Source organism: Pantoea sp. SO10, from assembly GCF_005281435.1.
GTDB classification, from domain to species: Bacteria; Pseudomonadota; Gammaproteobacteria; order Enterobacterales; family Enterobacteriaceae; genus Pantoea; species Pantoea leporis.
In genome coordinates, this window is sequence record NZ_CP040095.1 from 1,899,320 (window position 1) to 1,921,508 (window position 22,189).

Genomic DNA, 22,189 nt, shown 5'->3' on the forward strand with positions numbered 1-22,189 from the left:
TCATTTTCCTGATATAAACTGCTCAGAGCGGATTTATCAGAACATAACGCTAAAGACCATAATTTATACAGAGATTATTATTGCCGTTGTGCACAATATAAGCACAACAGCTTGATTGGTGAGCGTAATAAGCAGTCAAAAGATTCCAGAACGCTAATTAGTTGATCCTGCGCACAAAACCACGAATTAATTATCAGGGTAAAAGAAGAAAACGTTTGCGTAGCTGACATCTGGCGAAGATTAGCGCGGTCTGACACCTTATTTGGCAGATAAACAGGCGTCCATAAGCGCAATGCGTGGAAACAAAAGCCGCATAAATCGACGTTTAAAGGCGTTTAGACAGCGGGTTAACTTTGCTGTAACCTCCTTTTTTCCCTGAAAGGACGTAGTCATGATGAAGTCGATTCGTGTCGCCCTGATTGGCGATTACCGTGCTAATGCCGTTGCGCATCAGGCCATTCCTCCCGCTGTACAACTCGCTGCAAAAACCCTTTCACTCAACGTCAGCGCCGACTGGATCGCCACGCCGGAACTCAATCAGCACAACCTCAATGATTACCAGGCGATTTGGCTGGTTCCGGGCAGTCCTTATCTCAATGATGCGGGCGTGTTTGCCACCCTTCGCTGGGCGCGGGAAAGCGGTAAGCCATTTTTGGGCTCGTGCGGCGGATTTCAGTACGCCATCGTTGAGTACGCGCGCAATGTGCTGGGCTGGGAAGATGCGGTGCATGCGGAAACCGATCCCAGCGGTCGCTGGGTGATTGCGCCACTGGCCTGTTCGCTGGTGGAACAGCGTGGCAGCGTGACCTTCCAGCCGGGTTCACGTATTGCTCGGGCTTACGGTGCGTTACAAAGCGATGAGGGTTACCACTGCAACTTTGGCGTCAACGCCGAGTTCAGCGCAGCGCTGGCGACGCAGAGTCTGCAGATCACGTCGTGGGATATGGAAGGCGACGTGCGCGGCATTGAATTGACCGATCACCCGTTCTTTGTCGCCACCTTGTTCCAGTCCGAAAGGGCGGCGTTACAAAACCGGCTGTCGCCGCTGGTGGTCGCCTGGTTGCAGGCCGCCGCAGGTTAAATACGCAGCTGGTCTATGGCGTAATGCGTGTCAGTTAAGCCAGCAGCGAGTGCGCTGGCCGGGGCCCGCTATGAGCTTTAGTGCGCGCAGTTGAAAAGGGCACATTTGCCGTGACGCAGCAGATGTGTCAGAGCCCGCGATTCAGAATTCGGTTTTAGCGTCGAATTCACACAGATCTTCGATCAGACAGGATCCGCAACGCGGTTTGCGCGCCACGCAGGTATAGCGACCGTGCAGAATCAGCCAGTGATGGCAATCGACTTTAAACGCCGCCGGCACCACTTTCAGCAGCTTATCTTCCACTTCTTCCACATTCTTGCCCGGCGCAAAGCGGGTGCGATTGCTGACGCGGAAAATATGGGTATCAACGGCGATGGTCGGCCAGCCGAAAGCGGTATTCAGTACCACGTTGGCGGTTTTACGCCCGACGCCCGGCAGCGCTTCCAGCGCCGCACGATCTTCCGGCACTTCGCCACCGTGCTGTTCCAGCAGAATGCGGCAGGTCTTGATGACGTTCTCCGCCTTGCTGTTAAACAGGCCGATGGTTTTGATGTACTCCTTCACGCCATCCACGCCCAGCGCCAGCATCGTTGCCGGGGTATTCGCCACCGGATAGAGCTTCGCGGTAGCTTTGTTGACGCTGACGTCGGTGGCTTGCGCGGAGAGTAATACCGCAATCAACAACTCAAACGGCGTGCTGAAGTTCAGTTCTGTGGTCGGATGCGGATTCTCATCACGCAGGCGCGTCAGGATCTGCGCGCGTTTCTCTTTATTCACACCGCTTTCCCGGTTGCGCCTTGCGGCTCCGCTTCAGGCGCTGCTGCACGGGTGGCCGCACGCTGTTTCATCTTCTGATCGATCAGGTATTTTGCCGCCAGCAGCATGCCAAGGCCGATAAAGGCGCCCGGTGGCAGCATCGCCAGCAGCATCGGCGAATCAAAGTGCACCACTTCAATACGCAGCGCTTTGGCCCACGGCCCCAGCAGCTGATCCGCCCCGTTGAACAGCGTGCCGCTGCCAATCAGTTCACGAATCGATCCCAGCGTTACCATCGCGCAGGTTGCGCCCATGCCGATGGCAAAACCGTCCAGCGCCGAGAGCGGAATGCTGCTCTTTGAGGCGACCGCTTCGGCGCGACCCACCACAATGCAGTTGGTGACAATCAGCGGGATAAAGATGCCGAGCGACTGATACAAACCGTACGCATAGGCGTTGATCAGCATCTGCACGCAGCTCACCACTGAAGCGATGATCATCACGTAAATCGGAATACGGATTTCGGCCGGCACCCAACGACGCGAGGCGGAAATTGCGCTGTTGGTGATGGTCAGCACCAGCGTGGTCGCCAGGCCTAAACCGAGGGCGTTGGTCGCGGTTGAGGTCACCGCCAGCAGCGGACAGAGACCGAGCAGCTGCACCAGCGCGGAGTTATTTTTCCACAGGCCGCCGACCAGTAAATTTTTGGCTTCACTCATTTGCATCTCCACATTCAGGCAACGAAGCGAGCTTCGCTGGCAGTGTTTCAATCAGCAGCGCGGTGCGCCTGGTGGCGTTAACCACCGCGCGTGGCGTAATGGTTGCGCCGGTAAATTGGTCGAATTCACCGCCGTCTTTTTTCACCGCAAAATTTTTGTCATCCGCGCCGTGGATCACTTTGCCATTGAAGCTGTTAATCCAGTCTGAAATACGCAGTTCGATTTTATCGCCGAGGCCCGGCGTTTCATGGTGCTCAACCACGCGCACGCCCAGCACTTTGCCGTGGAAATCGGCACCGACCAGCATCTGAATCGCCCCAGAATAGCCGTCTGGCGCGGTGGTCTCAAGCGCGGCGGCCACCGGCTGATCGCCTTTACGCGCTAAATAGAGATGGTGCGGGCGATCATTGCCCAGCGCCAGCGCATCGGTCACCAGATAACACTCTTGCTGGATGTGATTGTCGTACAGATCGGTCGGCACCACCTGATCTAACAAATTTTTCTGTTGTAGCGCGGTCTGATGCTCCACCGTCGGCTTGGTGACATAGTTAACCACCGCCGTCACGCCGGTGGTGATCACCGCAAAGGCCGCCAGCGTCACCGCATTTTTACGAATAGCTTCGATCATCTTCAATCCTTGCGATGGCCGTAAACGCGCGGCTGAGTGTAGTAATCAATCAGCGGCACACAAATATTGGCCAGCAATACCGCGAAGGCGACGCCGTCCGGATAGCCACCAAAGCTGCGAATCAGCCACACCAGCAAACCAATCAGCGCGCCGTAAACCAGGCGGCCGCGATTGGTGGTGGAGGCGGTCACCGGATCGGTAGCAATAAAGAACGCGCCGAGCATAGTGGCACCGGAGAACAGGTGAATCAGCGGTGAGTTAAGCGACTCCGGCGAGAACACCCAGCCCAGTGTGGCGCAGAACGCCAGCGAGACGAGGAAACTGACCGGAATGTGCCAGCGGATAGCATTCTTTGCCAGCAGCAGAGCGCCGCCCAGCAGATAACCGAGGTTAACCCACTGCCAGCCAACACCGGCTAACACGCCGCTGTAGATCGGCTCCGCCAGCAGCTGTTCAGCGCTGTGCCCAGCACGCAGGCCGGTTTTAAAGGTATCGAGCGGTGTCGCCTGGCTGACGCCATCAACGCCGAGCTGCAGCTGCTGCATGGTTTCACCGGCCAGCGTGTGGTGGGTGAAGATCATACTGAGCGAATCCAGCAGGCCGGGTTTGATCGCCTGCAGGCTATCGGGCGGCAGCCAGCTGGTCATCTGCACCGGGAAGGAGATCAGCAGCACCACGTAACCGACCATTGCTGGGTTAAACGGGTTTTGCCCCAAACCGCCGTACAGCTGTTTGGCGATGACGATGGCGAAAATGGTACCTAACACCACCAACCACCACGGCGCGAGCGGCGGCAGGCTGATGCCCAGCAGCAACGCGGTGAGCAGGGCAGAGTTATCGGATAAAGTCGGCAACACCGGCGTTTTACGCAGGCGCAGAATCGCCCCTTCGGTGGCCCACGCGGTGGCGGTGGCCAGCAAAACCTGAATTAAGAAACCGACGCCAAAGAAATACCATTGTGCGGCCATGCCCGGCAGCGCGGCAAACACCACCAGCAGCATGATATTGCCGGTGCTGCGGCGGTTGTGGGTATAGGGAGAACTTGCAATACGAAAAGCCATTTAATCCTCAGTCGTCGAAGGCTGCTGCTGCGCTTTACGCGCTTTGGCACGGGCGACCGCAGCGGCAATCGCCGCTTTGCGTGGGTCGGCGGAGTCAGGAGAGGCAGCAGCCTCCACTTCAGGTGATGTGGCTTCAGCCTGCTGCGCGGCAGCGGCGGCGGCTTTCTTCGCTTTGGCGCGCGCAATCGCCGCTTCAACGGCGGCCTTGCGCGGATCGACTTCAGCAGCAGGCGCGACGGCTGGCGGCTCAGCGGGTGCGGGTTCTGTCGCCGCGGCGGCTTTTTTCGCCTTCGCACGCGCAATCGCGGCTTCCACCGCCGCTTTACGAGGATCGACTTCTGCCGCAGGCGCATCAGCTGGCGGCTCGGCAAGCGCGACGTCAGCCGCCGGTGCGCCCGCTTTCTTCGCTTTCGCACGGGCAATCGCCGCTTCCACCGCCGCTTTACGCGGATCGCCGGACTGACGACTCAGCGCCTGCGTTTCAGCTTGCTTCTCGGCCTGCTGCGCTAAGGCTTGTGCATGACGCGCTTCGCGTTCCGCAGCATCCTGCTCCGGTGTTTTTTCCTGACGCGCTTTCACGCGTGCCACGGCGGCGTCGAGTTCACCCTGATCGCTACGCGCCACGCGCTGTTTAGCCTGTTCATGACGCGCTTCACGCGCCTGTTTTTCGCGTTCCAGGCGTGCCAGACGCGCTTCGAAACGCGCTTTCGCTTCGGCGGTACGTTTCGCTTCAAGATCGATGGCGCGCAGTTCGGCTTTTTCCTGGCGGTAATATTGCACCAGCGGAATGTTACTCGGGCAGACGTAAGCGCAGGCGCCGCACTCAATGCAGTCATCAATATTGTGCGCGCGTGCTTTTTCGTGATCGCCGCCCTGGCTGTACCAGAACAGCTGCTGCGGCAGCAATTTCGCCGGGCAGGCATCGGCGCAGGCGCTGCAGCGGATACAGGATTGCTCTTGCTGATCGTTGCCCATTTCGCTGGCCGACGGCGCCAGAATACAGTTGGAGATTTTCACCAGCGGCACGTTCAGCGACGGCAGGGTAAAGCCCATTAGCGGACCGCCCATGATCACCATCTGGCGCGATCCCGGCGTAAAACCGGCATGCTGCAGCAGGTGGCTGATGGGCGTACCGAGCCGTCCCCAGACGTTGCGCGGGCGCGCCAGCGCTGCGCCGGTCAGCGTCACCACGCGTTCGGTGATCGGTTCGCCGTCTACGATGGCGCGTTTTACCGCCCACGCGGTGCCGACGTTTTGCATCAGCACACCGATATCGGTGGAACGTCCGCCGTGTGGCACTTCGAGGCCGGTGAGAATCTGCGTCAGCTGTTTCGCGCCGCCAGACGGATACTTGGTCGGAATCACGCGAATCTGCAATTCACGATCGCCGCCCAATGCCTGTTTCAGCGCGGCAATGGCTTCCGGTTTGTTATCTTCTATGCCGATCAGCACCCGTTCCGCCTGCAACACCCACGCCAGAATGCGGCAGCCTTCCAGCACTTCGGCAGCACAATCCTGCATTAAACGGTCATCGGCAGTGATGTACGGCTCGCACTCGGCGGCGTTGATGATCAGGGTTTTCACGCCGCGCAGGCCGCCGCGCAGTTTGGTGGCGGTCGGGAAGCCCGCGCCGCCTAATCCGGCGATGCCCGCATTGTGAATGCGTTTTACCGCTTCTTCACGCGACAGGGCGCGATAATCGGGCTGCGGATCGAGCGTGGTCCAGCGATCTTCGCCGTCGGCACGCAGGAAAATGCACAGCTCGGAGAGGCCAGAAGGATGCGCCGTCATGTGTGGCGCAATCTCTTCGATGGTGCCGGACGTTGGCGCGTGCACCGGCAGCATGCGTCCGCCGCCAAAGGTCAGCGGCTGGCCGCGCAGCACTTTGTCGCCGGGCGCCACGCAAATCTCGCCTTCATGGCCGATATGCTGTTTTAACGGAATGATAAAGCGCTCAGGCAGGGGTAACTGGCTCAGCGGCGTACCGTTAGACTGTGTTTTCATCTCAGGCGGATGGATGCCGCCCTGAAAATCCCACAGCTTCTCTTTGCGGAACAGGTTTAACAAATTAAGCATGGGTTTCTACCGGGATCACCCGTACAGGAATGGTGTCGAGATTCCACTTCCAGTTGGCCGTGGTGGTGGCAACCGGGCGCATCTCAATGCAGTCGGTCGGGCAAGGCGCAACGCAGAGATCGCAGCCGGTGCAGACATCGCTCAGCACGGTGTGCATGGCGCGCGTGGCACCCACGATGGCGTCCACCGGGCAAGCCTGAATACATTTGGTGCAGCCGATGCAATTCTCTTCATCGATCCATGCCACGGTACGTATCGGCTCCAGCACGTCTGCGCCGCCGTCGAGCGGTTGCGGTTCAACGTTGAGCAGCGCGGCCAGCTTGAGCATCGTCTGCTCGCCGCCGGGCGCGCACTTATTGATCGCTTCACCGTTGTTACCCACCGCATCGGCATACGGGCGGCAGCCGGGATAGCCGCACTGACCACACTGGCTCTGCGGCAAAATCTCATCGATCTGCTCAACAATCGGATCTTCTTCCACCTCGAAGCGACGTGAGGCGTAACCCAGCAGGGCACCAAACACCAGGCCCAATGCAGCCAGCGCGATAATCGCTATCCAAATCGCGGTCATTAGAATTTCACCAGCCCGGTAAAGCCCATAAAGGCCAGCGCCATCAGACCAGCGGTGATCAGCGCAATCGAGTTACCTTTAAACGGTGCGGGAACATTCGCCAGTACCAGACGCTCGCGCATGCCAGCGAACAGCACCATCACCAGCGAGAAGCCGAGTGACGCACTGAAGCCATACAGCGCCGCCTGCAGGAAGGTGTGGTTGAGGTTAACGCTCAGTAATGGCACGCCCAGCACCGCACAGTTGGTGGTGATCAGCGGCAGGAAGATACCCAGCAGGCGATAGAGCGACGGACTGGTTTTACGCACCACCATTTCGGTGAACTGCACCACAACAGCAATCACCAGGATATAGGCGAGGGTGCGCAGATAGACCAGATCGAGCGGCACCAGAATCAGGTGATTCACCAGCCAGGCGCAGATCGCCGCCAGCGTGATCACGAAAGTGGTGGCAAGTCCCATGCCAATGGCCGTTTCCAGTTTTTTTGACACGCCCATAAATGGGCAAAGGCCGAGGAATTTGACCAACACAAAGTTGTTCACCAGCACCGTGCCAACAAAGAGAAGTAAGTAATCGGTCATTTTTTAACCTGGGAAGCCGAAAGGCGTCTATTATCCGGAATTGAGAGGTGCATCTCAACCTTCAACGGGTTTGTGTGAGCATTGAGAGCACTCAGAATTAAATTGCTGACGAAACTCACGTCATTATGGCTGGATAAACGTCTGTTTTACGCGCTGAGAGCGTTTGAAATAGGGCACAAACACCGCAGCCGCCAGCAGCGACAGCAGTAAAGTCTGAATCGCTTTGCCATCGGCCACCGGCGTGAAGGCAAAGGTTTTTAACGCCAGCAAGATGGTCATCAGCAGCCACAGAATGTAATGGCGCGGTAAGCGACGCGAACGTTTACAGAAAATCCAGCACACCCAAATGCTATACGCCCATACCACCGCAGCAGTCAGCAGCGAGATCGACCATTGCGTCAGCAAAGTGCCGCCGTGTGAGAACAGCGTCGTGCGTAATTCGGGTTTAAACAGCGGGCTCAGATACATTGCCACCACCAGCGCACTGGTCAGCATGGTCATGATCAGCCACGCCAGCGGCAGCAGTAGCCAGCCAGCAATACGTGGCGGGTTCACCAGTTGGGTCATCGACAAGATCCTGTTTGCAGAGAAGAGGGCGATGCAGAGCGTATCATGTCCAAACGGGGCACGCCCGACCTGGACAACGCAAGAGCGCAGATAGAGAGGGGATAAATCAATTAGATCACGTAACGCCAGACGGTTTTCGGCACGCGGCCCATATCGAACAGACGTCCGCCAGAGACCAGTTCAGCACGTCGATGGTCGGCGGCACGATACATATTGATGATCTCTTTATCATCAGTCAGCGAATAATTCAGATGGTCGTAGAGTTTTTCCAGACTATCGAGATTATTCACTTTGCGGAATTTCAGCAGGTAATCTAATGCAGTCATGATTGCCATTTAAATATAAAGTACTTGGAAGTGCCCAAGTATAGGGAGCACGCAGCGAGAGTCCATACACGACTTATAAAAAAATACAAAATTCAGACAACATGCGCTAATTCGCTCATGAAACGACACTTTTTTGGCTTTTACGCGTTTTAAACGCGCATATAAAGTACGATTTAAGGCAAATTCAGGCCGGTATTTAGCGGGCTTGTGAGAAAATCTCACGCTATTAACGCATTGTTGGAAAGCCGTTATTTCTCCGTCTCTATAATAGGTATTTGCGATCGTGCTGCGAATGAATCCGCTGTTTATTCCGCTCTGGTCAGCAAATTTATGCACACGCCGTGAAACCGGCACTCACATTCTGTGCGAGCAGTCACAAAACCAATAATTGATTGTCGCTGCAGACAATAACCATTCTTTACGCGCCCGCTGTAATCGTTTCCAGAAGTGAGAAGCATAACCGATTCTGTTTATTACATTTATTTAACCCCCTCCGCAATAATTAGCAGGCATTTTGTCCATAATGCCACGATCTATAAAGCATTGCCTGTTCACGTAACTCCTTTAATTCACTCTGATTTGTGAAGTGTGTCGCGCTTGTTTACGCGCTTTTCAGCCAGGCTTAATTCGCGTTTTGTACCCCTACAACACACTCCCTTCAGAGGAATGAAATTATGTGGAAACGTTTACTCTTGACCGCCATGGTGAGCTCGGCACTGAGTACGTCGGTGTTGGCTGCTGATATGACGGTGGGCTTCTCACAGGTTGGCTCGGAATCTGGCTGGCGTTCAGCAGAAACCAATGTGGCAAAAAGTGAAGCGCAAAAGCGCGGTATCACGCTGAAAATCGCCGATGGCCAGCAGAAACAAGAGAACCAAATCAAAGCGGTGCGCTCGTTCATCGCGCAGGGCGTTGATGCCATCTTCATTGCGCCGGTGGTGCAAACGGGATGGGAACCCGTGCTGGAAGAAGCCAAAGACGCCAAAATCCCGGTGTTCTTACTCGATCGCGCCATCGTGGTGAAAGACAAATCGCTGTACATGGCGGTGGTCACTGCGGACAACGTGCTGGAAGGCAAGTTGATTGGCGACTGGCTGGTGAAAACGGTCGCGGACAAAAAATGTAACGTCGTCGAGTTGCAAGGTACCGTCGGCGCCAGCGTGGCGATTGACCGTAAGAAAGGCTTCGCCGAAGCCATCGCCGGCCACGATAATATCAAAGTGATTCGCTCGCAGTCCGGTGACTTTACCCGCAGTAAAGGTAAAGAGGTGATGGAGAGCTTTATCAAGGCGGAAAACAACGGCAAGAACATCTGCATGGTTTACGCGCATAACGATGATATGGCGATCGGTGCGATTCAGGCGATTAAAGAAGCTGGCCTCAAGCCAGGCAAAGATATCCTGACCGGCTCGATTGATGGCGTGCCCGATATCTACAAAGCGATGCTGGCCGGTGAAGCCAATGCCAACGTGGAGCTGACGCCTAATATGGCCGGTCCGGCATTCGACGCGCTGGAGAAATTCAAGAAAGACGGCACGATGCCGCCGAAAATCATCAAAACAGAATCGAAACTATATCTGCCGGACTCCGCACAGGCGCAGCTCGATACCAAAAAAGGCATGGGTTACTGATCCCCGCAACCGCCCTTCGGGGCGGTTTATGATGACGTAAGGCGAGGGAGAACCTGATGAGCACCTCCGATGAAACCGCACTGCTGACCATTAGCGGCGTCAGCAAAGGCTTTCCCGGCGTGAAGGCGCTGGATAATGTCTCGTTCAGCATCCGTAAGGGCGAGATCATGGCGTTGCTGGGCGAAAACGGCGCGGGCAAATCCACGCTGATTAAAGTTCTGACCGGCGTGTATACCCGTGATGCCGGCACGGTAACCCTGAACGGCAAGGCGATTACGCCGCATAACACCGCTGATGCACAGGAGATGGGCATTGGCACGGTTTATCAGGAAGTGAATCTGCTGCCGAATATGTCGGTGGCGGATAATTTGTACATTGGCCGCGAGCCGCGTCGCTTCGGCATGATTGATCGCAAGCGCATGGTGCGCGACGCCGATGCGCTGATGCGCAACTACGGCTTTGTACTCGACGTAACGCGTCCGCTGGGGCATTACTCGGTGGCGATGCAGCAGATCATTGCGATTTGCCGCGCGGTCGATCTCTCCGCGCAGGTGCTGATCCTTGATGAACCGACCGCCAGCCTCGATGCCAATGAAGTCGAAATGCTGTTTACCCTGATGGCGCAGCTAAAAGCTAAAGGGATGAGCCTGATTTTTGTTACCCATTTTCTCGACCAGGTTTACCGCATTACCGATCGCATCACCGTGCTGCGTAACGGCCAGTTTATTGCCACGCGCGATACCGCCACACTGCCGCAGATTGAACTGATCAAGCTGATGCTGGGGCGCGAGCTGCTGGAAACCGCTTTGCAGCGTCAGGGCAGCACGCTGCGCAGCAATCAGCCGGTGGTGTCGTTTGAAAATTACGGCAAGAAGGGCACCATTGAACCGTTCAACCTGCAGGTGCGTCCGGGTGAAGTGGTGGGACTGGCCGGACTGCTCGGTTCAGGCCGTACCGAAACCGCCGAAGTGCTGTTTGGCATTCGCCGGGCGGATCGTGGCACCGCGACCATCAAGGGCAAAGTGCAGAACATCCGTACGCCCGCCAAGGCTTCGCGCCTCGGTATGGGTTTCTGTCCGGAAGATCGTAAAACCGACGGCATCATTGGTGGCGCGTCGGTGCGCGAAAATATCATTCTGGCGCTGCAGGCGCAGCGCGGCTGGCTGCGACCGATCAAGCGTCGTGAGCAGCAGGAGATCGCCGAGCGCTTTATCAAGAGCCTCGGCATTCGCACGCCGCATGCCGATCAGCCGGTTGAGCTGTTGTCCGGCGGCAATCAGCAGAAGGTGCTGCTGTCGCGCTGGCTGGTGACCAAACCACAATTTCTGATCCTCGACGAGCCAACGCGCGGCATCGATGTCGGCGCGCATGCCGAAATCATTCGCTTAATTGAAACCCTGTGCGCCGACGGATTGGCGCTACTGGTTATCTCCTCTGAACTCGAAGAACTGGTGGGCTATGCCGATCGCGTGTTGATCATGCGCGATTTGAAGCAGGTGGCCGAAATCCCGCTGGAGCAGCTGTCGGTGGCCGCGATCGTCAACGCCATCGCCGATGGAGGAGCACAACATGCTTGAATCCCCTATGACACATGACAAACCCGAACGGCGTAAGCCGAAGCTGCCGCCTGGCATGCCGCAGATTGTGGCGCTGATTCTGGTGCTGCTGGTGGATAGCCTGGTGGCGAATAACTTTTTTGCCATTCACATTCAGGATGGCCGTTTGTTCGGCAGCCCGATTGATATCCTCAATCGCGCCGCGCCGGTGGCGCTGCTGGCGATTGGCATGACGCTGGTGATTGCCACCGGCGGCATCGATCTGTCAGTGGGCGCGGTGATGGCGATTGCCGGCGCAACGGCGGCGACCTTGACGGTGGCGGGGCATAGTTTGCCGTTCATCATTCTGGCGACGCTCGGTACCGGCCTGGCCTGCGGTTTATGGAATGGCATTTTGGTGGCGCTACTAAAAATTCAGCCGTTTGTCGCCACTTTGATTTTAATGGTGGCGGGACGCGGCGTGGCGCAGCTGATTACGCAGGGCCAAATCGTTACCTTCAACAGCGATAGCCTGGCGTGGTTTGGTAGCGGTTCGCTGTGGCTGCTGCCGGTGCCGGTATGGATTACGCTGCTGGTGGCGCTCGTGGTGTGGCTGCTGACGCGCAAAACCGCGCTCGGACTGTTTATCGAAGCGGTCGGTATTAACCTGCGTGCGGCGCGCAATGCCGGTGTGAATGGCTGGCTGGTGGTGATGTCGACCTATGTGATTAGCGGCATGTGCGCGGCGGTGGCGGGCATGATCGTCGCTGCGGATATTCGCGGTGCCGATGCCAATAACGCCGGTTTGTGGCTGGAGCTGGATGCCATTTTAGCGGTGGTGATTGGCGGTGCTTCGCTGATGGGCGGGCGCTTCAATCTGGTGCTGTCACTGATTGGCGCGTTGATTATTCAGTCGATGAATACCGGTATTTTGCTGTCCGGCTTCCAGCCTGAACTCAATCAGGTGGTGAAAGCGGTGGTGGTGATGTGCGTATTGCTGCTGCAGTCGCCACGCTTTATTGCCATGTTGAAACGGAGACGCCCGAAATGATGAAACGTCATCTGCCATTGATGATCACGCTGCTGGTGTTTGTGGCGGGTTATCTGTTTTGCTTGAGCCAATTTCCCGGCTTTGCTTCAACGCGCGTGATCTGCAATATCCTCACCGATAACGCTTTCCTCGGCATTATCGCCGTGGGGATGACGTTCGTGATTTTGTCCGGCGGGATTGATCTGTCGGTGGGCGCGGTGATTGCCTTTAGCGGCGTGTTCCTGGCACGGGTGATTGGTGATTATCATCTCGATCCGCTTCTGGCGTTTGCGCTGGTGCTGGCGATGGGCGCGCTGTTTGGCGCGATGATGGGCTGGCTGATCGATGCGCTGAAAATCCCGGCGTTTATCATTACGCTGGCGGGGATGTTTTTCCTGCGCGGCTGCAGCTATCTGGTGTCGGAGAATTCGATTCCTATCGATCATCCGCTCTATACCACGCTGTCGAGTCTGGCGTGGAAGATCCCTGGCGGCGGACGCCTGAGTTTGCTGGCGCTGATTATGCTGGTGGTGGTACTCGGCGGGATTATTCTGGCGCACCGTACGCGCTTTGGTAATCAGGTGTATGCGATTGGCGGCAGCCTGACTTCGGCGCAGTTGATGGGCGTGTCAACGCGCGCGACCACCATCAGGATTTATATGCTGTCGACCACGCTGGCGACATTGGCGGGCATTGTGTTCTCCATTTATACCTCGGCGGGCTATGCGCTAGCGGGATTGGGTGTGGAACTGGACGCGATTGCCTCGGTGGTGATTGGCGGCACCTTGTTGTCTGGCGGCGTGGGCACGGTGTTGGGCACGCTGTTCGGCGTGTTGATTCAGGGATTGATTCAGACCTGGATTAACTTCGACGGCACCTTGAGTTCATGGTGGACCAAGATCGCCATCGGCATTCTGCTGTTTGCATTTATCGCGCTGCAACGCCTGCTCACCGTGATGTGGGATCGCCAGCAGAACGCACCTGTTAAGCGTTTGACCTCTTAACTTCTTCACCCGCCTTTCCCTCACCCCAACCCTTGTATGTTTAAAGTCATCTTAGTTACCCGCCTCCGGGCGGCTACACTGTCAAAGCGTTGTACCTGACGTTTCAGCCCGTCTGCCCTCTGGGACATCAAGCCCGCGGGAGAGCTTATGGCGGAACGTCAGTTTTTCTCTTAACCCGAACAGCTGCCAGGACCGCTCTGCGAGTCCGTATCTTACAAGGCCGGGAGATGTGAAATGACTGAATACTCTGTAATCGGCATCGACATTGCTAAAGAGACGTTTGACGTTTATATCGATACTTCCTGTACTTATCTGCATCTCGATAATTCACCCGACGGTCATCAGCAACTGCTGAGCGTATTGTCTGCCCTTCGCGTGAAACTTGTGGTTATGGAAGCAACCAGCCGCTATCACTCGCTGCTGGCCGCCACGCTGACGCTGCAGGGCTTTGCCGTTGCTGTAGTCAATCCGCGTCTGGTAAAAAATTTCGCCCGCGCAACGGGAACGCTGCATAAAACCGATCCAAACGACGCGCGCCTCATCTGCGAGTTTGGCCGGCGCATGGAGCCGGAAGTACGCGCCACGCCGGATGAGCAGACACAACGGCTGGCAGGCATGGTGACCCGTCGCAGGCAGTTGGTTGAGAATCGTGCGATGGAAATAAACCGGTATAAAAGCTGTGATGACGTTGCCATATCGGCGAGCCTCAAGCGTCATATTGACTGGCTGAAAGCGGAGATTAAGGATGCGGATGACGATATCGACAGACAGATAAGAACGATGCCGCTGTGGAAAGAGAAGGTTAAGCTTCTGGAAGAGGTAAAGGGAATAGGACCGACGACGATGGCTGTGTTGCTGTCAATGTTGCCGGAACTGGGAGCGCTGAGCCGTCATAAAATCAGTGCGCTGGTCGGCGTGTGCCCTTACGCGCACGACAGCGGAAAAATGAAAGGTAAGCGCTGCATCTGGGGCGGCCGAAGTGCGGTGCGGTCGGTGCTGTATATGGCCACGCTGACGGCGGTGCGTTACAACCCAACAATCAAAGCTTTTTTTGAGCGCCTGACAGGGCGGGGAAAAGTGTTCAAAGTCGCGATAACGGCGTGTGTGAGAAAGCTGATAACCATTTTGAACGCGATGCTGAGGGACAATAAAGAATGGAGGCCGGCGTAGCGGCATCCATTGACTTTAAACACAGCTGCTCTCCCGCGCGCGGGAGAGGGAGCCGACGGTGCAGCGATAAGCAGCACTCTTCCCTGAAGCAAAAGCAGGCGTTGAGTTCGGAGTGACAGCGTTTATAAAACGGTTCCTTCTCCCGCTTGCGGGAGAAGGTTAGGATGAGGGGAATATCGCAGAGGACGAAATCAACGTGCCAGGCGGTAATACGCCTCATTCCAGCGCAGCGCATCTTTAAATGCCGGTAAGCGCGTCTCCTCATCAATCACCAGCACTTCAATGCCATTCAGCTCGCCGTACAGATACATATCATCCAGATCCAGCGCCTGGCTGAACACCGTGTGGTGCGCGCCGCCGGCCAGAATCCAGGCTTCTGATGCGGTGGCCAGCGACGGCTGGGCACGCCACAGCGCACGGGCCACCGGCAATTTTGGCAGCGGTTTGGGCTGTTCGATCGCATCCACCACATTCACCAGCAAACGGAAACGATCGCCCAGATCGATGACGCTGGCATTCACCGCGCGTCCGGCCGGCGTGGAGAAGATCATGCGCGCCGGATCGGCTTTGTCGCCAATGCCGAGGAACTGCACATCAATCAGCGGCTTCTCCTCTTTGGCGATGGACGGGCACACTTCCAGCATGTGCGAGCCCAGCACCAAATCGTTGCCCGGTGAGAAGTGATAGGTGTAATCCTCCATAAAGGAAGTGCCGCCCGCGCGTGTGCCTGCCTGGATCTTGAGAATGTGCAGCAGCGCGGCGGTTTTCCAGTCGCCTTCACCGGCAAATCCATAGCCCTGGCCCATCAAGCGCTGCACCGCCAAACCGGGCAGTTGCGTCATGCCGTGCAAAGTCTGGAAGTTGGTGGTAAAGGCTTTGCAGCCCTCGGCTTCGAGGAAACGTTTCAGACCCAGCTCAATGCGTGCCGCATCCAGTACGTTTTGACGTTTGTCGCCATTGACGGCGGCGGCATCGGTGAAGCGATATTGGCTTTCGTATTCATCGATCAGCGCGTTGACGTCGCCATCGCTGACGCTATTCACCACCTCGACCAAATCGCCCACGCCCCAGCCATTCACGGAGTAACCAAACTGAATCTGCGCCGCGACTTTATCGCCTTCGGTCACCGCCACTTCGCGCATGTTGTCGCCGAAGCGCGCCACTTTCAGCTGCTGGCTGGCCTGTTTTGCCAGCGCGGCATTGATCCAGCGTCCGATGCGCTGCTGGCTGGCTTTATCCTGCCAGTGACCGGTCACCACGCTGTGCTGCAAACCCATGCGCGCGCCGATAAAGCCGAACTCGCGACCGCCGTGCGCGGTTTGGTTAAGGTTCATAAAGTCCATATCCATGCTGTCCCACGGAATCTCCGCGTTGAACTGAGTATGGAATTGCAGCAGCGGCTTATTCAGGATGCTCAGGCCACCAATCCACATCTTGGCCGGCGAGAAGGTGTGCAGCCAGGTAATGATACCGACGCACTGATTATCGTGGTTAGCGTCGCGGCACAATGCCAGCGCTTCGTCTGGTGATTTCACCAGCGGCTTCAGCACCAGCGACACCGGCAAGGTGCCGGCCTGATTCAATCCGTCCATTACCTGGCGAGCGTGCCGTTCAACCTGACGCAAGGTTTCCGCGCCGTAAAGGTGCTGCGTACCAATAACAAACCACACCTGTTGTACGTTGTGCTGTTCCATTAAATCTCTCCTTTACTGAGCGGATGCGGTGCGCGCAGCGTACTGCGGTTCAGCAGCCTGGCACCAGTTTTGATAACGTTGATAAAGTTGCTGATAAACCACCACGCGCGCGGCGTTGGGTTGCAGCGTCACATCAATCGGACTGGCCATCACCTGCTGGGCGGCAGGCACATCGGCATACACGCCCGCAGCCACGGCGGCAAAAATGGCCGCGCCGAGCGCACAGCATTCGTCAGAGGCGACGATATCCAGCGGACGGTTCATGACGTCGCAGCACGCCTGCATGATGGCGGGGGATTTGCGGGCGATGCCGCCGAGCGTCAGGATGCTCTGCACCGGAATCTGCTGCTGTTCAAAACACTCCATAATGGCGCGTGCGCCAAACGCGGTGGCGGCGATCAGGCCACCAAACAGCGCGGGCGCATCGGTGCCGAGATTGAGATCGGTGATCACACCTTTCAAGCGCTGATTGGCGTCTGGCGTGCGGCGGCCGTTGAACCAGTCGAGCACCACCGGCAGATGATCGAGTTGCGGATTGGCCGCCCAGGCTTCGGTGAGGTTGCGGATCAGATCTTTTTGCAGCGCGGCTAACTGCGGTTGCAGCTCCGGATGGTGCTGCGCCGCCTGCTGCAGTGGCCAGCCGAGCAGGCGGCTGAACCAGGCATAAATATCGCCAAACGCCGACTGGCCGGCTTCGCAGCCAATCGCGCCCGGCACTACGCTGCCATCTACCTGGCCGCAGATGCCTTTGATGGCGCGGTCGCCAACGGTGTCGCTGTCGGCAATCAGAATGTCGCAGGTTGAGGTGCCAATCACTTTCACCAGCGTATAAGGCTGCGCACCGGCACCAACCGCGCCCATGTGGCAGTCAAACGCGCCGCCCGAAAGAATCACCTGTTGCGATAAGCCGAGGCGCTGCGCCCATTCGCTGCTGAGCGTGCCCACCGGCACATCGGCGGTCCAGGTGTCTGCGAACAAGGGGGAATCAAGCTGCTCGACCAGCAGAGGATCGAGCGCGCGGAAGAAGTCAGCCGGCGGCAAACCTTGCCACTCCGGATGCCACAGTGATTTGTGCCCGGCGGCACAGCGTCCACGACGCAGCTGCGCGGGTGCGGTAGTGCCGCTGAGGAGCGCGGGCACCCAATCGCACAGTTCCACCCAAGACACTGCCGCGTCACGTACCGCAGCATCGGCGCGTGACACGTGCAGTATCTTGGCCCAGAACCACTCCGACGAATAGACGCCGCCAATATAGCGGGTGTAGTCGTTGAAACGACCGCTACGACACAGCTGATTGATCTCTTCGGCTTCTTCAATCGCGGTGTGATCTTTCCACAGCACGAACATCGCGTTGGGGTTGGTGGCGAATTCCGGGCGCAGCGCCAGCACGTTGCCATCACGATCGATGGGCGCAGGCGTCGAGCCGGTGGAATCCACGCCAATCCCCACTACGGCGGCGCGCTGTTCAGGCGTTAAGGCGTTAACCACGGTGACAATCGCCTGTTCTAACGCATCGATATAGTCCTGCGGATGGTGACGAAAGCGGTTGGCGTGCGCATCGCAAAATTCGCCGTTGGCCCAGCGTGCATAGTTGACCACCGCTTTTTCCAGCTCTTTACCACTGTGACAGTCCACGGCCAGCGCACGCACCGAGTCACTGCCAAAATCCAGCCCAATTGTTATGGCGCCAGCACCCATTGGGATTCTCCTGTGTGAGTTATCTGGCTCTATCCTGGAATGGGGCGGCAGAAGCGGTTAGTCATCAGTCGCTGAGAATATGCACTTTTCTGCCATCGGCGGGGATGTGTGATCCACTGCAAAAGTTAACGACCGGTTAAATTTGCTGAATATATGGAGGATTTTGTCATCGTTTTGGGATGTGATACCGCTCTACATTTTTCCCGTCCATTCCCGCTACAACTAGCCCAGCGTTTGCGCAGCCTTTGTACAACCTTTGCGCTAACGCGCTGATTTTTAGCTGTACCCCACAGAATGATTTGATTGGTAGCGTTTACACCGATTGGTTAATAACAGCCTAAAACAACATTATGCCGGAGAGCATCATGCATAAATTCACTAAAACGCTGGCGGCGCTAGGTCTCGCTGCGGTTATGTCACAATCCGCTATCGCCGAGACCATGAAACTCGGTTTCCTCGTTAAACAACCGGAGGAACCCTGGTTCCAGACCGAATGGAAATTCGCGGATAAAGCCGGCAAGGATCTCGGCTTTGAAGTGATCAAAATTGCCGTGCCCGACGGTGAGAAAACCCTCAACGCCATCGACAGCCTGGCCGCCAGCGGCGCGAAAGGCTTCGTCATCTGTACGCCAGATCCGAAACTCGGCTCCGCGATTGTCGCCAAAGCGCGCGGTTACGGGTTGAAAGTGATTGCCGTCGATGATCAGTTCGTGACCGCCAAAGGCAAGCCGATGGATACCGTGCCATTGGTGATGATGGCGGCAACCAAGATTGGCGAGCGTCAGGGGCAGGAACTGTATAAAGAGATGCAGAAACGCGGTTGGGATGTGAAAGAGACCGGCGTGATGGCCATCACCGCCAACGAACTCGACACCGCACGCCGTCGCACCAGCGGTTCGATGGACGCGCTGAAAGCTGCCGGTTTCCCGGAGAAGCAGATCTATCAGGTGCCGACCAAATCCAATGATATTCCAGGCGCCTTTGACGCCGGTAACTCGCTGCTGGTGCAGCATCCGGAAGTGAAACACTGGCTGATTCTCGGCATGAACGATAACACCGTGCTGGGCGGCGTTCGCGCCACCGAAGGTCAGGGCTTTAAAGCGCCCGATGTGATCGGTATCGGCATTAACGGTGTTGATGCGGTGAGTGAGCTGTCGAAAGGTTCCGCCACCGGCTTCTACGGTTCGCTGCTGCCAAGCCCGGACGTGCACGGTTATAAGAGCAGCGAGATGCTCTACAACTGGGTGACCAAAGATCAGGAGCCGCCGAAGTTCACCGAGGTCACCGATGTGGTGCTGATTACCCGCGATAACTTCAAAGCCGAGCTGGATAAGAAAGGGCTGAAGTAATCACGTTGTTCGTTGTTTGAGCAGCACCATCTAAATGTTTAGCCAAAATGATTCGTGCTGTAACAAGGCGGCAAGTGCACTTATCCCCGGAAGCTTACTTTTGTAAGTGACCGGGGTAAGTTCACGTAGCCAACGCAGTTACAGTGCGAAGCATGAAGGCTTAGAGGAGTCACCATGAACACTGATCAAGCCTTTCTGTCGTTTCATGGCATCAGCAAAACCTTTCCCGGCGTGAAAGCGCTGCAGGACATCTCATTCAGCTGCCGTGCCGGCGAAGTGCACGCGCTGATGGGGGAGAACGGTGCCGGTAAATCAACGCTGTTGAAGATCCTCAGCGGTAGCTACCAGCCGAGCGGCGGCGAGATCCGCATTAAAGGCCAGCCGAAGAGTTTCAACACCACCGTGGATGCGCTGGATGCCGGCGTGGCGATCATTTACCAGGAACTGCATCTGGTGCCGGAAATGAGCGTGGCGGAAAATATCTATCTCGGCCAGCTGCCGCACAAGCGCGGTCTGGTGAATCGCAAACTGCTGCGCTATGAAGCCGGTTTGCAGCTGCAAAATCTTGGCATGGATATCGATCCGGACATGCCGCTGAAATATCTGTCGCTCGGCCAATGGCAGATGGTGGAGATCGCTAAAGCGCTGGCGCGTAACGCGCGCATCATCGCTTTTGACGAACCGACCAGCTCGCTGTCGGCGCGCGAAATTGATCACTTGTTCCGCGTCATCCGTCAGCTACGCGAGCAGGGCCGCACCGTGTTGTACGTGTCGCATCGCATGGAGGAGATTTTTGCCCTGAGCGATGCCATCACCGTGTTTAAAGATGGCCGCTACGTGCGCACCTTCACCGACATGAAAAACACCCATCACGATGATTTGGTGCAGGCGATGGTGGGGCGCAATCTGGGGGATATTTATGGTTACGCGCCGCGTGAACTGGGCCCGGTGCGTCTGCAGCTGGACGCGGTGGAGGCAAAGGGCGTGCGCACGCCGATTTCGTTGACGGTGCGTGCCGGTGAAATCGTTGGCCTGTTTGGTTTAGTGGGCGCGGGACGCAGTGAACTGATGAAAGGGCTGTTCGGTGCCACCAAACTGCGCGGCGGCAGCGTGACGCTGGATGGCAAAAAGCTCAACATTCGCCAGCCGATCGATGCCATCCGCGCCGGCATCATGCTGTGCCCGGAAGATCGCAAATCTGAAGGCATCATTCCGGTGCATTCGGTGCGCGATAACATCAACATCAGCGCGCGTCGCCACAATCTCACCGCTGGTTGCCTGATCAAACCGAGCTGGGAAGCGAAAAACGCCGATATCCACATTCGTTCACTCAACATCAAAACGCCAGGCCCGCAGCAGCTGATCATGAATCTTTCCGGAGGCAACCAGCAGAAGGCGATTCTGGGCCGCTGGCTGTCGGAAGAGATGAACGTGATCCTGCTCGATGAGCCGACGCGCGGCATTGACGTCGGTGCCAAACACGAAATCTACAACCTGATTTATCAACTGGCGAAAAAGGGGATTGCGGTGCTGTTTGCCTCCAGCGATCTGCCGGAAGTGATGGGATTAGCCGACCGCATTCTGGTGATGCGTGAAGGTTCCATTGCCGGTGAACTGTCCCACGATACGGCCACAGAGCAGCTGACGCTGAGCCTGGCGATGCCGAAAACCACTCAAGCGGCCGCCGTGGCCTGATGTAAAGGAGAGCAATAATGGCTTCATCTACCACTTCCAACACGCCACCGGTGCAGCGCAACGGGCTGCAGCTGGGGCGGATTTGGGACAACTTTGGCATGCTGGTGGTGTTCGCACTGCTGTTTATCGTGTGTGCCATTTTCGTGCCGAACTTTGGTTCTATCATCAACATGAAAGGGCTTGGGCTGGCGATGTCGATGTCCGGCATGGTGGCGTGCGGCATGCTGTTCTGCCTGGCTTCCGGCGACTTTGACCTGTCTGTGGCGTCGGTGATTGCCTGCGCCGGTGTGGTCACCGCGGTGGTGATCAATATGACCGAAAGCCTGTGGATTGGCGTGGCAGCCGGTTTGCTGCTCGGCATGGCCACCGGTTTTATCAACGGCTTCGTCATTGCGCGGCTGAAAATCAACGCCCTGATCACCACGCTGGCCACCATGCAGATTGTGCGCGGCCTGGCTTACATCTTTTCTGACGGCAAAGCGGTGGGGATTGAAGACGAGCGCTTCTTTACCCTCGGCTACGCCAACTGGCTCGGCGTGCCGGCACCGATTTGGCTCACCATCGCTACCATGGTGCTGTTCGGTTTCCTGCTGAACAAAACCACCTTTGGTCGCAACACGCTGGCGATTGGCGGCAATGAAGAAGCAGCGCGTCTGGCCGGCGTGCCGGTGGTACGCACGCGCATCATCATCTTCATCTTGTCCGGTTTAGTGTCGGCGGCGGCGGGCATTATTCTGGCGTCGCGCATGACCAGCGGCCAGCCCATGACCTCGCTCGGATACGAGCTGATTGTGATTTCAGCTTGCGTGCTGGGCGGCGTCTCGCTGAAAGGCGGCATTGGCAAAATTTCCTATGTAGTGGCGGGCGTGCTAATTCTGGGCACGGTTGAGAATGCGATGAATTTATTGAATATCTCGCCATTCTCACAGTATGTAGTGCGCGGTTTGATACTGTTAGCGGCGGTGATTTTTGACCGCTACAAACAGAAAAGTAAAGCCGCCTGATAACCCAGGCTGA

The 22,189-nt window shown here is 56.9% G+C and carries 20 protein-coding genes; 9 read left to right on the forward strand and 11 right to left on the reverse strand.

Annotation, left to right across the window (positions count from 1 at the left end):
- Positions 1-391 precede the first annotated feature (391 nt).
- Positions 392-1,081 carry a CTP synthase gene (locus FCN45_RS08880; protein ID WP_137385694.1) on the forward strand — a complete coding sequence of 230 codons (690 nt, stop codon included), beginning with the start codon at positions 392-394 and terminating at the stop codon, positions 1,079-1,081.
- Between the two features lie 141 nt (positions 1,082-1,222).
- On the opposite strand, the gene nth is transcribed toward FCN45_RS08880, so the two are convergent.
- The 9 genes from nth to ydgT all read right to left on the reverse strand — a co-directional run bounded on the left by nth (position 1,223) and on the right by ydgT (position 8,366).
- Positions 1,223-1,858, reverse strand: coding sequence for an endonuclease III (gene nth / locus FCN45_RS08885; protein WP_137385695.1), 636 nt, complete (start codon positions 1,856-1,858; stop codon positions 1,223-1,225).
- Complete coding sequence (locus FCN45_RS08890) at positions 1,855-2,556, reverse strand: electron transport complex subunit E (RefSeq protein ID WP_008110261.1); 702 nt, start codon at positions 2,554-2,556, stop codon at positions 1,855-1,857. The genes nth and FCN45_RS08890 overlap by 4 nt, the downstream gene beginning before the upstream one ends.
- Positions 2,549-3,184 carry an electron transport complex subunit RsxG gene (gene rsxG, locus FCN45_RS08895; protein ID WP_137385696.1) on the reverse strand — a complete coding sequence of 212 codons (636 nt, stop codon included), beginning with the start codon at positions 3,182-3,184 and terminating at the stop codon, positions 2,549-2,551. The genes FCN45_RS08890 and rsxG overlap by 8 nt, the downstream gene beginning before the upstream one ends.
- Before the next feature lie 2 nt (positions 3,185-3,186).
- Positions 3,187-4,245: an electron transport complex subunit RsxD gene (gene rsxD / locus FCN45_RS08900; RefSeq protein WP_110866051.1), complete on the reverse strand. Its 1,059-nt coding sequence runs from the start codon at positions 4,243-4,245 to the stop codon at positions 3,187-3,189.
- Positions 4,246-6,321 carry an electron transport complex subunit RsxC gene (rsxC, locus tag FCN45_RS08905; RefSeq protein WP_137385697.1) on the reverse strand — a complete coding sequence of 692 codons (2,076 nt, stop codon included), beginning with the start codon at positions 6,319-6,321 and terminating at the stop codon, positions 4,246-4,248.
- Positions 6,314-6,892: an electron transport complex subunit RsxB gene (gene rsxB / locus FCN45_RS08910; RefSeq protein WP_110866053.1), complete on the reverse strand. Its 579-nt coding sequence runs from the start codon at positions 6,890-6,892 to the stop codon at positions 6,314-6,316. Before rsxB ends, rsxC begins: the two co-directional genes overlap by 8 nt.
- A complete protein-coding gene (gene rsxA / locus FCN45_RS08915) occupies positions 6,892-7,473 on the reverse strand; it encodes an electron transport complex subunit RsxA (RefSeq protein WP_101764524.1) in 582 nt (193 codons plus the stop codon). The genes rsxB and rsxA overlap by 1 nt, the downstream gene beginning before the upstream one ends.
- 123 nt (positions 7,474-7,596) lie before the next feature.
- Positions 7,597-8,040, reverse strand: a complete 444-nt coding sequence (locus FCN45_RS08920; protein WP_101764523.1) for a DUF2569 domain-containing protein — start codon at positions 8,038-8,040, stop codon at positions 7,597-7,599.
- Positions 8,041-8,150: 110 nt separating this feature from the next.
- The gene (gene ydgT, locus FCN45_RS08925) at positions 8,151-8,366 is read right to left on the reverse strand and encodes a transcription modulator YdgT (RefSeq protein ID WP_167391211.1); all 216 of its coding nucleotides are present in this window, start codon (positions 8,364-8,366) and stop codon (positions 8,151-8,153) included.
- Positions 8,367-9,040: 674 nt separating this feature from the next.
- On the opposite strand from ydgT, the gene ytfQ reads away from it, so the two are divergent.
- From ytfQ to FCN45_RS08950, 5 genes are all read left to right on the forward strand, one after another.
- A complete protein-coding gene (gene ytfQ / locus FCN45_RS08930; protein WP_008110249.1) occupies positions 9,041-9,997 on the forward strand; it encodes a galactofuranose ABC transporter, galactofuranose-binding protein YtfQ in 957 nt (318 codons plus the stop codon).
- A 56-nt stretch (positions 9,998-10,053) separates the two neighbouring features.
- Positions 10,054-11,574, forward strand: coding sequence for a sugar ABC transporter ATP-binding protein (locus FCN45_RS08935; protein ID WP_137385698.1), 1,521 nt, complete (start codon positions 10,054-10,056; stop codon positions 11,572-11,574).
- Positions 11,567-12,583, forward strand: coding sequence for a galactofuranose ABC transporter, ATP-binding protein YtfT (gene ytfT / locus FCN45_RS08940; RefSeq protein WP_101764519.1), 1,017 nt, complete (start codon positions 11,567-11,569; stop codon positions 12,581-12,583). The genes FCN45_RS08935 and ytfT overlap by 8 nt, the downstream gene beginning before the upstream one ends.
- On the forward strand, positions 12,580-13,566 hold the full coding sequence (yjfF, locus tag FCN45_RS08945) for a galactofuranose ABC transporter, permease protein YjfF (RefSeq protein WP_101764518.1): 987 nt from the start codon (positions 12,580-12,582) through the stop codon (positions 13,564-13,566). Before ytfT ends, yjfF begins: the two co-directional genes overlap by 4 nt.
- 234 nt (positions 13,567-13,800) lie before the next feature.
- Entirely contained in the window at positions 13,801-14,736 is a 936-nt protein-coding gene (locus FCN45_RS08950) for an IS110 family transposase (protein WP_137385699.1), read from the forward strand.
- A 191-nt stretch (positions 14,737-14,927) separates the two neighbouring features.
- Here FCN45_RS08950 and araA read toward each other — a convergent pair whose 3' ends face one another.
- Together araA and FCN45_RS08960 are read right to left on the reverse strand one after the other, a co-directional pair.
- Complete coding sequence (gene araA / locus FCN45_RS08955; RefSeq protein WP_137385700.1) at positions 14,928-16,430, reverse strand: L-arabinose isomerase; 1,503 nt, start codon at positions 16,428-16,430, stop codon at positions 14,928-14,930.
- A gap of 12 nt (positions 16,431-16,442) precedes the next feature.
- Complete coding sequence (locus tag FCN45_RS08960; RefSeq protein ID WP_137385701.1) at positions 16,443-18,128, reverse strand: ribulokinase; 1,686 nt, start codon at positions 18,126-18,128, stop codon at positions 16,443-16,445.
- A gap of 365 nt (positions 18,129-18,493) precedes the next feature.
- Here FCN45_RS08960 and FCN45_RS08965 point away from each other — a divergent pair, with 365 nt between their 5' ends.
- The 3 genes from FCN45_RS08965 (at position 18,494) to araH (ending at position 22,176) form a co-directional block, all read left to right on the forward strand.
- Positions 18,494-19,477 (forward strand): arabinose ABC transporter substrate-binding protein, encoded by a 984-nt coding sequence (locus FCN45_RS08965; RefSeq protein WP_101764515.1) that lies wholly within the window; start codon positions 18,494-18,496, stop codon positions 19,475-19,477.
- A gap of 174 nt (positions 19,478-19,651) precedes the next feature.
- Positions 19,652-21,172 carry an L-arabinose ABC transporter ATP-binding protein AraG gene (gene araG, locus FCN45_RS08970; RefSeq protein WP_110866058.1) on the forward strand — a complete coding sequence of 507 codons (1,521 nt, stop codon included), beginning with the start codon at positions 19,652-19,654 and terminating at the stop codon, positions 21,170-21,172.
- 17 nt (positions 21,173-21,189) lie between these two features.
- Positions 21,190-22,176 carry an L-arabinose ABC transporter permease AraH gene (gene araH / locus FCN45_RS08975; RefSeq protein ID WP_008110235.1) on the forward strand — a complete coding sequence of 329 codons (987 nt, stop codon included), beginning with the start codon at positions 21,190-21,192 and terminating at the stop codon, positions 22,174-22,176.
- The last annotated feature ends 13 nt before the right edge of the window (positions 22,177-22,189 follow it).